The organism is Micromonospora phytophila, assembly GCF_023656545.1.
GTDB classification, from domain to species: domain Bacteria; phylum Actinomycetota; class Actinomycetes; order Mycobacteriales; family Micromonosporaceae; genus Micromonospora; species Micromonospora phytophila.
This window is the reverse complement of the sequence record NZ_JAMOKF010000001.1, coordinates 39460-53135: the sequence shown is the minus strand read 5'-3', so window position 1 is coordinate 53135 and position 13676 is coordinate 39460. Positions and strand designations below refer to the sequence as shown.

The following is a 13676-nucleotide window of genomic DNA, read 5'->3' as shown; positions in this document are numbered from 1 at the left end:
CCTAGTTGCTGCGTTTGCTGGCGTCGACGGCAGCCTGCTCCACTCGCTGGCGGTAGTTCAGCCACCATGACTCGTCGGCGGGGGGCAGGTTGTCGTTCCTGGGCAGCAGCCCGGCCGCGCCGTCGATGAGTTCGCGCACGATGTCAGCGTGGCCGGCGTGCCGTTGTGTTTCCGCGATGACGTGGACCAGGACGTGGTGCAACGTGACCGCTGCATCGCCCCACCACGGCACGCGGCCGACCTCATCCAGTGCAAGGGCCTCGATGGTGGTGTCGGCGTGGGCGATCGCGCGACGGTACAGTGCGACGATCTCCTCGCGGGTCTCATCCGCGGTCGCCCACATGTCGGCATTGGTCTCCGCTCCGTCGCCGACGTACGGCAGCTCCTGCTCGAACGGCCGGCCGAACACGACGCCGAAGTAGAGGATCTCCATGGCCGCCGAGTGCTTCACCAGACCGAGCAAGTTGGTTGCGGTCCGGGTCAACGGACGCCGAATATCGTATTCGCTGAGCCCGTCGAGCTTCCACAGCAGCGCGTCGCGGCCGCCCTTCAAGTAACTGTGCAGGTCTGCCTTCATCGCGGCACTATGGCATCCGGTTGGGTGTCGGCGCTGCCCCGGATGATCCACGGAGCTCATGATCGGCAGGACACGCCCTAGGCGAAGGCTGTGTTCGAGCCTTGGGGAGCGCTTGTTTGGCCGCAGGCTGCCCTTGCCTTTGAGGCGATCAGAAGGTCCCCGGCGCAGGGCCCGCGGGTCAGTACCGCGGCGGCGGGCGTCAACGGCGCGCTGATATACCCTCGGCACATGACCGTGATCTCCCCGACCCCGATCCCGGCCCTGACCGTCCCTGCCGATCCACGCGCGGACGTCGCCGGGTATCTGGGCCGGCTCGGGCTTGAGCGGCCCGCGCGCCCCGACGTGGCGTGGCTGTTCGCCGCTCACCGTGCGCACCGGGAGTGCATCCCCTACGACACCCTCGAGATCCATCTGGAACGGCCGACCACCGTGGATCCGGTCGAGTCGATCGCCCGGATCGTCGGTGGTGGCGGCGGGTACTGCTTCCATCTCAACGGCGCATTCGGCACGCTGCTGGCCTGCCTCGGGTACGACGTGACCCGGCATGTCGGCGACGTGCGCGGGCCCGGCCCCGACGAGGACGCACCCGGGTTGGATATCAACCATCAGGTGCTGGTGGTGCGCTGCGAGGGCGAGACCTGGTTCGTTGACCCGGGCCTGGTCGACGCGCCGCACGAGCCGATGCCGCTGCGTGCAGGGGTGAGCCAGCAGGGCCCGTTCACCTATCGGCTCGAGCCGTGGGCGGCTCGAGCGGGAGGCTGGCGGTTCGTCCACGACGTGCGCGGAGTGTTCTCGTCGATGGTGTTCGCACCGGAACCGGTGAGCATCGAGGCGTTCGCCGCCGCACACCGGCACCTTTCGACCTCGCCCGCATCCGGGTTCGTGCGGAAGCTGACATTCGGGCGGCAGGACGAGCGCGGCGTCGACATGCTGCGCGGGCGGGTGCTCGAGCGACTCGACGCGGCCGGGCGGACCCCGAGGATCCTCGACAGCCAGGGCGAGTGGTTCGCTGTGCTCGCGGACGTTTTTGGGCTGCGGCTGTCGGACGTGGACCGGGACGCGCGCGCCCGGCTGTGGGCCCGGGTGAGCGCCGCGCACGAGCAGTGGGTGGCCGCTCAGGCAGATCGGGTTGCGTAGGCCCTGTCCTGCCGGTCACGCGAGCCACATAAGCGTGGCGATCAGGACCAGACACGCTCGGTAGATAACTGACTCGTTTTGCATAGCGGGTGGCCAGGTCACGCCACTGCTTGATCCGGTTGAAGCAGGGTTCGACCTGGTTATCTCAACTCGGCGCACACGCCGTCCGTATCCCGGACGTTCTCCGCGTAGTACGCCAGCCTGAGCCACCAAATTGACACCGCTCCGGCGGAGAGCTGATTTTGGGCGAGTCCCCCGCTGCGCCTCCTAGCCATCCCGTCGGCCTTCCTCCGCACACCGTGGAGTGGGTGGGGCCTGCCCGGTCAAGGTGGAGCACCCAGCGGCTGAACGACCTTGACCGGACAGGCCCCACCCCACTCGGCTCTGCCCGGACGGAGGTCGTCGGCCACGGCCAGGGACATCACCCGCTTCAAAGTCCGCAAACCCGAACCGCCGCGGGCTGGCCGACGATCGGGCGGTGCACAATGATCTAGCGCGAGGAGGAGCCCATGACAATCAGGGACGAGGTTCGTGAGTTTCACCGGAAGGGCCCGCTGCCATCAGAGCAGGACCTGTCGGAGGACGGGATCGCGGATCTTGACGAGAGACAGCAACTCCTGCGCGCGATCGCCCCACCCGTCACCGACGAGGAGGCCCAACTCCTGGCAACATGCTTCGGAGATGACGACTGCTTCGGAGGTGCCTGGTCCCTGCTGCACCTCATCGAAACAGCCCCGTCACCCCTCATGACGTCGGAGCCACCCCCCGGCTCCAACCTATGGATCATGACTCTGTGGACGCGTTACCAGAACGCTCTCGCGAACCACATTTGCGCCGCACCGATTCCTGACCAGACCACTCAGCAGGCAACGAGATAGCCGCACAAGCGTCAAGGACATGATCGTCTAGCCGGATGTGTCACGCACGTCCCGAGACTGATCTGCCATCCATGAAGGAGCGGGGCCGGTCAAGGCTAGGGGTTTGACCCGCTGGCGTTGTTTTGCCCGTCTTCCGGTTGACTCCGCTTGATGGGTTACGCGATCCCCGACGCGCTGGCTACCTACTGTGAAGCTTTGGTCGGAGTCCCTCGGTCGACGGCCGACCGCTAAGCCACGAGACTCTTGGTCAATGTGTGCTCCCGACGCACGCCGTCGGGCATGAGGTCGCCAAGCTCACCCGTGTCACGGAAGCCGTTCCGCTGGTAGAGCGTCCAGGCGTTCTTGTTGCCCTCCACCACGGCCAGGCGCAGCGTCTCCGCGCCCACCAGCCGAGCCCACTGCTCGACCGCCCGCACGAGGTGGTCGCCCACGCTCCGGCCACGTCCCACCGGCGCCACGTACATCGAGATCAGCTCGACGACGCCGTCCTGATCGGTCGGCACCCCGCTGGCCATCCCGACGGGCTGCCCGTCGAGCATCGCCATGATGTTGTACGAGCCGGGGATGGCCAGCCGACCGCGCCAGCGTTCCTCACGATTGCCCTCGCCCTGCCAGTCCGCCAACTGGGAACCGAACGCGTACGCCGCCTCCGCGAGCGCAGCGAGCCGCAGCTCTCGCCACATCTTCCAATTGTCCTCGCTGAGCACACGCGTCTCGATCATGCGGTGAAGGGTGTCGCAGGTGTGGGGAGCAGGCAACCCGGTATCCGGTAACGCGGTGTGACGACCAGACGCGTCAGGTCAGCGCAAGAACGCCTCCTCTGGCTGCTGCCACTGCTGGAGAGCAGCACTCGCCGAGATCCGTCAGGCACAGGACGCCCTCTCCCACGCCCTACCTGCAGCGCCGGCCCACCTGCACGACGACCTGGCCGAAGAGGCAAGCGCCCTCGCCTACCTCGCCGACCAGACCGAGCACGGAATGATCGCCCGAGCGGCGAAATACTCGTCCATGGATGCCGCGTACAAGTCAAGCAAGCGCGGCAGGACCCGCCCACCATCGACGGAGCCGAACTGACCACGCCACGGCAAGGCTCTGAGGGACCCCGCAGCAATGCCCACCGTGCCGGCCGCGCGGAAGACGTACGACTGGGTCGCATGGTGATCCCCGGGTTGGACTGGGCTTTCGCCTGGCACGTCCGGCGCTACCACTACCGCTAGCCGTACCGCGTCCCACCAGCGTGCAAGATCGGCAGACGGCCGCAGATGGACATCGACGGGGCCGGCGCCGAGGAACACGGCGACGGCTCAGGCGGGCCCTGAGCCGTCGCCGCGGTCTCCACCGTCAGTGGTGCGCCGGCCGGCCGACCACGGCCGCTGCGCCGCCGCCCCCCGCCTACCGGCTCGGCCGCGGCAAGCAGCTGTGGTTACCGCCTCTGAAGCGGATCGCGCACCGATGCGACGCCGGTCGGACCTAACCCCTACCCTGGACCCACTCATTCCGCTTCCCCCTCCGGAGGTGATCGACATGTCAGGCAGGCGTTAGCCCCGCGCACGGTGCGCGGGCGGCCGAAGGGCAGGTCGTCGCATGGCCCGTACCGACATCCACCGACCCGAACGCGTGCAGCGGCGAGACCCGCTGGTGCGCCACTGGTTCACTGACGTCCACGAGCACGGCCGCGGACCGTGCGACCTCGACGATTTTCTCGCCGCCCACCGCCAGATCCGCACCCGCTGCTCCCGGCAGCCGTCGGCCCAGGCCCCGAACCTGTGCGGCTGCCAGCTCTGCAGCTTCCAGTCGTACCGCAAGCTCGCCCACCGCCAGGAGCGCGTCACCTGGCGCACCATCCGCCGCCAACTGCTCGCCGAGCGCCGCGGCGGGCACCACGACCTCGACGTCCCTCCGATCCGCGGGAAGGCCTGGTAGTGGACTACGCCCTTGGTTGTCGAGGCCATCTGAGCCGGTCGACGGTTTGAAGTATTGACGGCGCAGCATCAGCCTCAGCGTCAGCTCCACCGGACGTGGGCCGTGCCTTCGTTCCGATGCACGTCTGGGCCTCCGAGATCATCGGGCGCATATTGAGCCACCGGCCGGTGGCAAGACCGCTTCCCACCGGGTCCGTGTCCAGGCGCGGCCGGGTGCGGTGCGCTTCCGTGCGGGCGAGCACTTCAGGCGCGGTGGAAAAGCTCTCGACATCTCACACCACTCCCCCGCCGTCCGCCGACCTGTTGCGGACTGCCAGACAGTCGGACCGGCCCGTAACCGAGGGATCAGTCTCATGGCACAGGGCTGCCGCTCACAGCATCCAGTACCTGCCGGTCGCCGAGCGGCTCGTCAGCCTCACCCGCACCCATCGCACCTCGGCGTAATCGCCGCCCGACCACCACAATGTCGGCTGCCGCGCGACTACGTGCAAGATCACACGATCGCCCTGGTAGTCAGCGTCCGTGCGCACGATCTCAAATTCGGGATGCATCTCGACGCGTGCATCGAGGACCTTGGGGTCGCTGCGTGCGTTGTAGGCGTTCACCGCCACTTCGAACTCCTGGGCACGACGCATGGCGGTCACCGCCGCGAAGACACTGATCAGGAGGACCACAGCGACCGCGACTGCGACGAGGGCTTTTCGCTTCGGCCTGGTCATCCGCTCGCCAGACATGCGCCCTCCGCTCCAATCGCACGAGGTGGTGACTCAGTCTTCACGCGGCACGTGGTGCACGCAACGCCGTCGAGGGCAGGAAGCTGATCTCGTCGTCCTACTCGCCGGCGGCTTAGACCCGAGGTTGAGTTGCCTTCGTTCCGGCTGCGGTCCGGGCCCCTCGATCCATGGCTGAGCTTCGGGTTGGGTCCCTTTACTGCTGCGCATTGAGAAACCCGATGGTGGTGGCGGTCCACCAGCCGGCCTGAGAGATCACCATGACCAGGGCGGCGGTCAGCAGGAGCCTGAGCGGTGGGCTCTTCCGGTTCAGTTCGGCCAACCGCCGCTGGACCTGCCGCGCGCAGAGGCCGTTGATCGCCACGGCGAGCACGGCGACGAGTTTGACCACGGTCAAGGGCGTGGATGTGTCGGGCGCGAGGACCACCCCGCTGAGCGTCAGTCCGCCCAGGCCGAGCCAGATCGGTGTGTGGACGCCGCGTGCGACCTGCATGACGGTCGCCAGGGTTCGGCGTCGCAGCAGCCACAGCAGAGCGAACCAGTCCAGGGTCAGCACCGCGCCGAAGCCCAGCACCAGCGCGGCCAGATGGGCGAAGAGCGCCAACTGCCGGACACCCGCGCTCACCCCTACGTGTGGGGCGACAAGGAACATCGCCGTCCAGGCGACCAACAGCGACAGCGCCACAAGCAAGGAGGTGGTCCGGTGCCGGAGTCGGGAGCGGCGCAGCCGAGGGACGCCGTCGAGAGCTGTCATGGCAATCTCCGCAGTGCTGGGGATCCGGCCCACGGCCTGGCGGTCATCGACGAAGGGTGCGTGGGGAACGGTGGTGGGTGGTGCCGGAACGGCGTGGGCGGGCCGTGTCCTGCTGCGGCCCGCCCACGGCGCGTCGTCGGTGGTGTCGTCAGCGCTCGGCGATCCAACCGGTCATGATGCCCATGACGTCCTCGTGCGGATGGTCGGCGACGTAGCGGGCCGCGATCTCCAGGACATCGCCGCGACGGATGGTCTGGATCGGAGAGCCGATGCAGGGGGGTGCGCTGGAGATTTCGGCGTTGCCGTGCTCGTCGATGAACTCCGGCGAACCGCCCTGGACCACGGCGACCTCGCAGATTCGCTGACCGGTGGTGAGGTTGGTGGCCGTGATGGTTTTACCACCGTGGTGCAGGTGACCCTTCATGTAGACGACCTCACCGCTCACCGTTGACGTCCACCGTGCGGTTCGGGTGGTGTCTCCGGCGGGAGCGTCGAAGGTCGGGTTGAGGCAGCTGGCCACGTCCAACCACATCGGGGTGACCGGCGTCAGTCGCCGGGCGGCGGAGCCGGTCAGGTAGGTGTACTCGATGGAGATGTAGACGGTTCTCTCCGCGTGGGCGTGGTTCATCAAGTCGTACACCAGGCTCCAGCGGTCGCCTGAGTCGATCCGCATCCCAAATCCGGCGGGCAGGGTCACCGGCGTCCGCTCGTTGCCCGACGAGAACAGGCGCTTCGGGCCCAGTCCGCCGAGGCGGCACACCAGGTCCGGCTCGCCGAACTGGCCGATCACGGCGTGGTGCAGCATCGGACCGGTGTTGATGTTGGCGTTTCTGCCGTCCTCGTACACCAGGTTCGGCTTGATCGCCGTCAGCATGCAGTTGGTACAGGGCTTCTCGATGTTGAACGCCACTCGGTTGCCGGTGCCGCCCATCTCGTCGTGGGTGTGGCCGGTGGCGGCGGGAATCGTCCACGGGCCGTACCGGATGGTCCTCGTCTCGGTCGTCGCGAGCTGTTGCTCGCCGCTGTCCGCGGCGCTGGCCACCGGGATCCCGGCGACCGCGGTGCCGGCGACGGCGACCGCGAGGGCCACCGCCAAGTTCAGTCTGCGCAGAGACACCATGTCCTCCTTAACTGGCTGGGGCTCACGTCCCAAAACGCCCATATGCGGATGCATATGGATAGTGACCGTTCAGTAACTTGACTCACCCAGGATGGCCAGCGAAGCGATGGATGTCAATGGATTGGTTACCGTTCGGTGCCACGGGAGGAAACGTGAGGGAGGATCTCCCCACACTGGCGAAACCACGCGGATCCAGGTGACCATGGCCACCCGACAGGAGCCGACGCGGCAGCGGTGCCGCCGCACCCACCGTCCTCCATCAGCCAGTGACCACCGAGACTGGTTCGGTTCGACGACGTGTCGGATGTCTCGGCATGCTTGCGCACGCCGTTGAGGCCGACCAGCGACTCGGTCAGATGCCGTCGGTACAGGTCCGGCCGCGCCGACAGGACGCACCCACGGGGCGCCCCGCCTCGCACGATCCGGCCTGGCAGCACCCCTGCACGACGCCGAAAGTGGGCCCGTCGGCCTAGCGGGGGTCCTCGTCCACCGGCAGTCCGTGATGGCGGGCGAGGGCCACCAGGGCGACGCGCAACTGCTGTACGGGCAACGACGTCACCGGGCCGTCAAACCAGCGCGCGATCGCGGTCCCGCCGACCACGCTGAGCATGAAGCGGGCGAGCTCGCCGGCGACGCCCGGGCGGTCGGCGAGGCCGAAGACGTGGCCGAGTGAATCGGTGGCCCACTGGCGCAAGGCCAGCCGGTACTGCCCCAGCTCAGCGATTGCCGCGGCACCGGCGCGCTGCTCCAGCATGCCGAGATCCAGCAGCAGCCGCAGGTCGTGCGGGTGGCGCTCGAACGCGGCGCCGGCGCCGTCGAGGAACGCGGTGAGCCGCTCCCCCACGGTGTCCCCGACCGGAGTCCCCGGGAGCGAGGCGACGAGATTGTCGCGGGCACGGCGGAGCACCGCGAGGTAGATCCCGTCCTTGTTGCCGAAGTGCCAGTAGATCGAGCTGGCCGGTGAACCGGAGGCGGCGGAGATCTTCGAAATGGAGGTACCGGCGTAGCCGAGCCGCGCCATCAGCGCCGCGGCGGCGTCGAGGATCACTTCGCGGGAGGGCACCTCGGCACCGTGAAGGGCGGCGTCCTGCATGGCGTCCAGCGTAGGGCCGACGACCGACGGTCGCGGCATCCCGGCCCGGCGGCGCCGGGGCCGAACCTGCCGATGCCGGCGCAGGACAGCACCAACCCGTGTGCGACTCGGTGGAACAGGTCGACGCCGAGTTCGCCTTCGAGCGCGCGCACCGACTGCGGCAGTGTCGGCTGGGCGACACCGAGCGCCCAGCCCGATCTTCTGAAGCCGCCGGCTCGGCTCCTGGGCGACGCGGAGGGACCGGCGACGAGGCTTCCTGAGCCTCAGCATGTGCGCAGCGTCAACGGAAACGGGCCGCCACAGCGCCGTGGCGGCCCGTTCCGGTCGCTCCGCCGGCCTGGCGACCGACGGTCGGGGTCAGGATGTCGGAATGGCGTCGGCCGGCGGTGCGACCGGCGGCTCGGGGAACTCCCTGACCTGGTCCTCGCCGTCGTCCGTCATGTAGGTCGGACCGAAGTAGGCCTGCACTCCGTTCTGCACCTTGGTCAGCCGCACGCCGCTGTAGCCGGCGTGGACGAACTTGCTGTACCGGAACGGGGTCAGGCCGGGCCCCCGGAAGCCGTCCTTCTGCACCGCCTCGACCAGCTTCTCGCGGGTGAGGTCCGTGCCGGCTGTGAGCAGCGACTGCACGAACGTATACGCCATCGAGTAGCCGTAGATGGCGTTGCCGTCGAGCGGGTTGGCAGCGTTGTAGTGCTCGTGGATCTTCCGGAACGCCCGGATCCACGGGTCGTTCGCGTCGCCGGCCATCGGCAGGTAGTTGTCGGCGATCATGCCCTCCAGGATCACCTTCTTGTCGCCGAGCTGCTTCGACAGTGTGGTGTAGTCGGCGCCCACGTTGGACACGATCCACTGAGCCTTGAACCCCTGGGCGGCGGCCTGGCCCATGGCGAGCGCGGTGAAGCCGGGAATGGTCGCGGAGATGACCACCTCGCAGCCGGCTGCCTTCAGGGCGCCGATCGCCGGGCCGACCTGCTGGTTCGTGGTGGTGTAGGTCTGCTTGGCCGCCACCGGCCCGAGGATCTTCTCCACGCCGGCGAGGGAGTCGCGCCCGAAGTCGTCGTTCTGCCCGAAGTGGCACACCTTCCGGCTCGGGAACTCCTTCTTCACGAACGTGGCCAGGATCTTGCCCTCCACCGTGTAGTCCGGCTGCCAGCCAAAGGTGGTCGGGTACCTGTCGGGCTGGTTCCAGGCGCGGCTGCCGGAGGAGACGAAGAGGTCCGGCACCTTCTGGGCCTTGACGAACTCCAGCACGTTGGTGTGGGTGGGGGTGCCCAGGCCGCCGAGGAGCGCGAAGACCTTGTCGTCGAGGACGAGCTTGCGGACGACGTTCTCGGTGTTCGCAGGGTTGTAGCCGTCGTCCATCACCCTGTAGACGATCTTCCGGCCGTTCACCCCGCCCTTGCTGTTGACGTGCTCGAAGTACGCCTTGGTGGCGGCGGAGATTCGGGAGTACCCGGGAGCGGCCGGGCCGGTGAGCGGTTGGTGGGTGCCGATCACGATCTCGCTGTCGGTGACACCGGGGACGTTCTCGGCCGCCCGCTGGGCGTCGTTGGCGCAGGCCGAAGCGCCGACAAGCAGCGCGAGGCCGGTGGCAGCAGCTAGGCCGCGCCGTGCGGTGAAATACATGGTTCTCCTGTCCTGTGCGAGGTGGTCGGGGTGGGTGCAACCGGTGGCTCAGCGGCTGGAGGCTCGTCGCCGGAGCCGCGCGGCCAGGGAGCGGGCAGCGCCCTGCAGGCCGGCGGGAGCCACGATCATGACGACGATGAGGATCAGCCCGAACACGGCCAGGGCGAGGTTGCCCTCCAGCCGCTGGGCCAGGTCCGAGGGCAGGGTGAAGGTCTCGGTGATCAGGCTCGGCAGTTCCTGCAGCGCCACCAGCAGGATCGCCCCCCAGACCGCGCCGGCGAGGCTGCCCAGGCCCCCGATCACGATGGCCATCAGCAGGAACAGCGAGAGGTCGAGCGCGAACTTGCCCGGGGCGACGGTCGCCGTCAGCACGGCGTACACGCCGCCGCCGAGGCCGGCGCAGGCGGCGCTCACCACGAAGGCGAGCACCTGACTACCGGCGACGTGGATGCCGCAGAGCCCGGCGGCCACCTCGTCGTCGCGGACGGCCCGCAGCGAGCGGCCGAACCGGCTGCGCACCAGGTTCGCCATGAGCAGCATCGTCAGCAACGCGGCGGCCAGCGCGATCCAGGCCAGCCAACGCTCGGGCTGGAAGTACGCGCCGAGGAACGCCGGCGGCGTCTCCGACGGGAAGCGCAACCCCTGCTCCCCGTTGAAGACCTCGGTGAAGATCGTCGTGATCGCCGGGACCAGCGTCGCGACGGCGAGCGTGACACCGGCCAGGTAGGGCCCGCGCAGCCGGGCGGCGGCCAACCCGATGACCAGGCCCACCACCGCGGTCACCGCGACGGCGAGCAGCAGCGACAGCGGCAGGATCCACCGGCCCTGCACCGCCCGTTCGTCGAAGGCCTGCTGGGTCAGCGCCACGGTGTACGCGCCGGTCGCCATCAGCGCCCCGTGCCCAAGGGAGAGCTGGCCGTTGAGCCCGACCAGCACGGTGTAGCCGGCCGTCACGCAGAGGAACGCGCAGACCCGGGCCACCTGGAGGTTCTGGTACGGCTCGAGCTGGTTGGTCACGAGCACGACGATGGTGCCCGCGAGCCCGGCCAGGATCAGGTGGCGTAGCAGGGCGGAGTCACCCGGGCCGGGGCTCCCCGGCGGGCCGGGCAGCAACCGGCGTAGCGGCGACGGCCGGGTGGGCTGCCGATCTGCGGTGGACAGGCCGGTCCGAGTGGCGGTCACACGTGCCTCGCTTTCACGCTGGAGAAGAGGCCACCGGGGCGGACCAGGAGGACTGCCAGCAGCAGAACGAGGACGGCCAGCGGTGTGGTGTCGGGGCCGAGGTAGCCGGTGACGTAGGACAGGATCAGACCGACCAGCAGCCCGCCGACCACGGCCCCGGCCGGACTGTCCAGGCCCCCGACCACGGCGGCGGTGAACGCGACGACGAAGACCATGTCCATCGCGTGCGGGTGCAGTCCCAGCCCGGTGGGGATGACCAGCATCCCGGCGAGGGCGCCGACCGCGGCGGCCAGGGCCCAGCCCACCGTGAGCATGCGTCCCACGTTGACGCCGAGTAGCCGGGACACCTCGGGCGCGAAGGCGGACGCCCGCATCCGCAGGCCGATCGACGTCCGGGTGAACAGCAGCGCGAGCAGCACCACGACCACCATGACCGCACCGAACACCCACAGGTCGTACGGGGAGACGGCGGTGATCCCGCCGACCGAGAGGGCGTCGGTGTCGAACGGTACGGTCGCCGGCCGGTACTCGTTGCCGAAGACCATGCCGAGCACCGCCTGGATCAGCAGCACCAGGCCGAGGGCGACGATGACCTCGCCCAGCGGATTGGCGTGCCCGACGAAACGCATCAGCACCCGTTCCACGAGCGCACCCAGGGCCAGACCGGCCAGGACGGCCACGCCGAGGCCCAGCCAGTACGAGCCGGTCCCGGAGACGACGGTGTAGCCGACGTAGGTTGTTGCGACCGCCATCGCACCCTGCGCGAAGTTGACCAGGCGTGCCGCCCGCCAGATGAGCACCAGGGCGAGGGCGAACGCCGCGTAGACGGCGCCGGTGGACAGGCCGTCGAAGGTGAGGAACAAGAACCGGTCCAACCGCGGAATCCTTCCTAAAAGGGGCTTGTCAGAACCCGAGGTACGCGTGACGGAGCTTCTCGTCGTCGCGCAACTGCGCCGCCCCGGTGGCCATGACGACCCGGCCCAGGGACATGACGACCCCCTGGTCGGCGACGGAGAGGGCGCTGCGCACGTTCTGCTCGACGAGCAGAACGGTCAGCCCCTTGCTGTCGCAGAGTTGACGCAGCAGCGCCATGATCTGCGCGGTCACCCGGGGGGCGAGCCCGAGCGACGGCTCGTCGAGCAGCAGCAGCCTCGGGCGCCCGATCAGCGCCCGCCCGAGGGCGAGCATCTGCCGCTCTCCGCCAGAGAGCTGGTGCCCCGCGTGCCGGCGCCGCCGGGCCAGTGGCTCGAAAAGCTGGTACACCTCGTCCTGCGCCCGCCGGGCGTCGGCCCGGTCCCGGCGCCACAGCCCGCCGAGGCGCAGGTTCTCGTCGACGGTCAGTTCGGCGACGATGCCGCGCCCCTCGGGCACGTGTGCCAGGCCGCGCCGCACGAGGCCTTCGACGCGGACGACGCGCAGGTCGGCGCCGTCGAAGAGGACCCGGCCGCCGGTGGGTCGGAGCAGGCCGGAGAGCGTGCGCAGCAGGGTGGTCTTGCCGGCGCCGTTGGCCCCGAGCACGGCGGCGATGGTCCCGGTAGGCACGCTGAGCGTGACCTCCCGCAGTACCGGCACCGCGCCGTAGCCGGCGCTGAGCCCGTCGACCTGAAGGATGGGTTCGGCGCTCATGACCCGGCCCCCCGGCTCGGCGCGGTCCCGGCCACCTCGACCGGGACGTCGGCGCCGAGATAGGCCTCGGTCACCTTCGGGTCGTCGCGCACGTGACCGGGCGGCCCGGCGGCGATGACCTTGCCGAAGTCGAGCACCACGATCTCGTCGCAGACGGACATGACGAGGTCCATGTGGTGCTCGACGAGCATGATCGAGCACGCGCCGTCCGCGCGGCGCGGCAGCGCGGTGATGAGCTCACCGAGCTCGGCGATGTCGTCGGCGCCCAGCCCACCGGCCGGTTCGTCGAGCAGGAGCAGGCGAGGTCGGGCGATCAGGGCGCGGGCCAGGGCGACGCGTTTGCGCACGGCGTACGGCAGGGTGGCGGGGGCCGCGGCGGCGTGCTGCGCGACGCCCAGCTCGGCCAGCAGGTCCAGGGCCCGTTCCCGCAGCCGCCGTTCGTCGCGGTCACTCCTCGGGAGGCCGAACAGGGCCGCGGCGAAGCCGGCGCGGGCGGCGTGGCTCGCGCCGGCCATCACGTTCTCCAGGACGGTGAGGCCCGGGAACAGGCCGACGCTCTGGAGCGTGCGGGCGATGCCGAAACGGGTCAACCGGTGCGGGCGCGGCCGGAACGGTCGGCCGTCCAGGGTGAGCGATCCGCTGGTCGGCGCGACGAAGCCGCAGACCACGTTGAACAACGTCGTCTTCCCGGCGCCGTTGGGGCCGATCACGCCGACGATCCGGCCGGCGGGTACCCGCAGGGAGACGTCGTCGAGCGCGACGAGCCCGCCGAAGCGCACGCCGACGTGGTGCAGCGCCAGGTTGATGCCGTCACCGGGGGTGCCGGATGGTGGGTGGCTCATCTTCACCTCTGAAGAGGACGCGGCGTCGGGAGAACGCGCGGTATGGGATCGGGCGAAGGACAGTCACGCTGGGCGGGGCAGATGGTGGTCCGGTGGCGCCGGTTGGGCTCCTCGCCGGAGGGGCGGACCGGCCGCGGTCACCGCACCACCCCGACCGGCGGTTGCTGCACACGAGATGCGGGATT

General features: G+C 69.4%; 13 protein-coding genes and 2 pseudogenes. 2 read left to right on the top strand and 13 right to left on the bottom strand.

Features of this window, described 5'->3' with window-relative positions; translation table 11 throughout:
- Position 1: 1 nt before the first annotated feature.
- On the bottom strand, positions 2 to 577 hold the full coding sequence (locus NCC78_RS00255) for a DinB family protein (RefSeq protein ID WP_250790971.1): 576 nt from the start codon (positions 575 to 577) through the stop codon (positions 2 to 4).
- A 90-nt stretch (positions 578 to 667) separates the two neighbouring features.
- On the opposite strand from NCC78_RS00255, the gene NCC78_RS00250 reads away from it, so the two are divergent.
- Positions 668 to 1714, top strand: a complete 1047-nt coding sequence (locus NCC78_RS00250) for an arylamine N-acetyltransferase family protein (protein ID WP_250790970.1) — start codon at positions 668 to 670, stop codon at positions 1712 to 1714.
- A gap of 15 nt (positions 1715 to 1729) precedes the next feature.
- On the opposite strand, the pseudogene NCC78_RS00245 reads toward NCC78_RS00250, so the two are convergent.
- Positions 1730 to 1856, bottom strand: a pseudogene (locus NCC78_RS00245) (IS5/IS1182 family transposase); the annotation flags it as partial.
- Between the two features lie 963 nt (positions 1857 to 2819).
- Entirely contained in the window at positions 2820 to 3314 is a 495-nt protein-coding gene (locus tag NCC78_RS00240) for a GNAT family N-acetyltransferase (RefSeq protein WP_250790969.1), read from the bottom strand.
- An 862-nt stretch (positions 3315 to 4176) separates the two neighbouring features.
- Here NCC78_RS00240 and NCC78_RS00235 point away from each other — a divergent pair.
- Positions 4177 to 4515, top strand: coding sequence for a hypothetical protein (locus NCC78_RS00235; protein WP_250790968.1), 339 nt, complete (start codon positions 4177 to 4179; stop codon positions 4513 to 4515).
- 370 nt (positions 4516 to 4885) lie between these two features.
- Here NCC78_RS00235 and NCC78_RS00230 read toward each other — a convergent pair whose 3' ends face one another.
- The 10 genes and pseudogenes from NCC78_RS00230 to NCC78_RS00190 form a co-directional block, all read right to left on the bottom strand.
- Complete coding sequence (locus NCC78_RS00230; RefSeq protein ID WP_250790967.1) at positions 4886 to 5248, bottom strand: hypothetical protein; 363 nt, start codon at positions 5246 to 5248, stop codon at positions 4886 to 4888.
- Between the two features lie 193 nt (positions 5249 to 5441).
- Positions 5442 to 5930 carry a hypothetical protein gene (locus NCC78_RS00225; RefSeq protein ID WP_250790965.1) on the bottom strand — a complete coding sequence of 163 codons (489 nt, stop codon included), beginning with the start codon at positions 5928 to 5930 and terminating at the stop codon, positions 5442 to 5444.
- Between the two features lie 217 nt (positions 5931 to 6147).
- Entirely contained in the window at positions 6148 to 7116 is a 969-nt protein-coding gene (locus NCC78_RS00220; protein WP_250790964.1) for a hypothetical protein, read from the bottom strand.
- A 472-nt stretch (positions 7117 to 7588) separates the two neighbouring features.
- Complete coding sequence (locus NCC78_RS00215; RefSeq protein ID WP_250790963.1) at positions 7589 to 8212, bottom strand: TetR/AcrR family transcriptional regulator; 624 nt, start codon at positions 8210 to 8212, stop codon at positions 7589 to 7591.
- Positions 8164 to 8418: pseudogene (locus NCC78_RS32305) on the bottom strand (helix-turn-helix domain-containing protein); the annotation flags it as partial. The pseudogene NCC78_RS32305 and the gene NCC78_RS00215, both read right to left, overlap by 49 nt.
- A 151-nt stretch (positions 8419 to 8569) precedes the next feature.
- A complete protein-coding gene (locus tag NCC78_RS00210) occupies positions 8570 to 9841 on the bottom strand; it encodes an ABC transporter substrate-binding protein (protein ID WP_250790962.1) in 1272 nt (423 codons plus the stop codon).
- A gap of 48 nt (positions 9842 to 9889) precedes the next feature.
- Complete coding sequence (locus NCC78_RS00205; protein WP_250790961.1) at positions 9890 to 11023, bottom strand: branched-chain amino acid ABC transporter permease; 1134 nt, start codon at positions 11021 to 11023, stop codon at positions 9890 to 9892.
- On the bottom strand, positions 11020 to 11898 hold the full coding sequence (locus tag NCC78_RS00200; RefSeq protein WP_250790960.1) for a branched-chain amino acid ABC transporter permease: 879 nt from the start codon (positions 11896 to 11898) through the stop codon (positions 11020 to 11022). Before NCC78_RS00200 ends, NCC78_RS00205 begins: the two co-directional genes overlap by 4 nt.
- Positions 11899 to 11926: 28 nt before the next feature.
- Complete coding sequence (locus NCC78_RS00195) at positions 11927 to 12649, bottom strand: ABC transporter ATP-binding protein (RefSeq protein ID WP_250790958.1); 723 nt, start codon at positions 12647 to 12649, stop codon at positions 11927 to 11929.
- The gene (locus tag NCC78_RS00190) at positions 12646 to 13491 is read right to left on the bottom strand and encodes an ABC transporter ATP-binding protein (protein ID WP_250790957.1); all 846 of its coding nucleotides are present in this window, start codon (positions 13489 to 13491) and stop codon (positions 12646 to 12648) included. The genes NCC78_RS00195 and NCC78_RS00190 overlap by 4 nt, the downstream gene beginning before the upstream one ends.
- Between the last annotated feature and the right edge of the window lie 185 nt (positions 13492 to 13676).

Excerpts from the sequence above, each read along its gene's own strand:
- NCC78_RS00255 (WP_250790971.1), bottom strand. The coding sequence starts at position 577 with ATGAAGGCAGACCTGCACAGTTACTTGAAGGGCGGCCGCGACGCGCTG.
- NCC78_RS00240 (WP_250790969.1), bottom strand. The coding sequence starts at position 3,314 with ATGATCGAGACGCGTGTGCTCAGCGAGGACAATTGGAAGATGTGGCGA.
- NCC78_RS00235 (WP_250790968.1), top strand. The coding sequence starts at position 4,177 with ATGGCCCGTACCGACATCCACCGACCCGAACGCGTGCAGCGGCGAGAC.
- NCC78_RS00230 (WP_250790967.1), bottom strand. The coding sequence starts at position 5,248 with ATGTCTGGCGAGCGGATGACCAGGCCGAAGCGAAAAGCCCTCGTCGCA.
- NCC78_RS00215 (WP_250790963.1), bottom strand. The coding sequence starts at position 8,212 with ATGCAGGACGCCGCCCTTCACGGTGCCGAGGTGCCCTCCCGCGAAGTG.
- NCC78_RS00210 (WP_250790962.1), bottom strand. The coding sequence starts at position 9,841 with ATGTATTTCACCGCACGGCGCGGCCTAGCTGCTGCCACCGGCCTCGCG.
- NCC78_RS00195 (WP_250790958.1), bottom strand. The coding sequence starts at position 12,649 with ATGAGCGCCGAACCCATCCTTCAGGTCGACGGGCTCAGCGCCGGCTAC.
- NCC78_RS00190 (WP_250790957.1), bottom strand. The coding sequence starts at position 13,491 with ATGAGCCACCCACCATCCGGCACCCCCGGTGACGGCATCAACCTGGCG.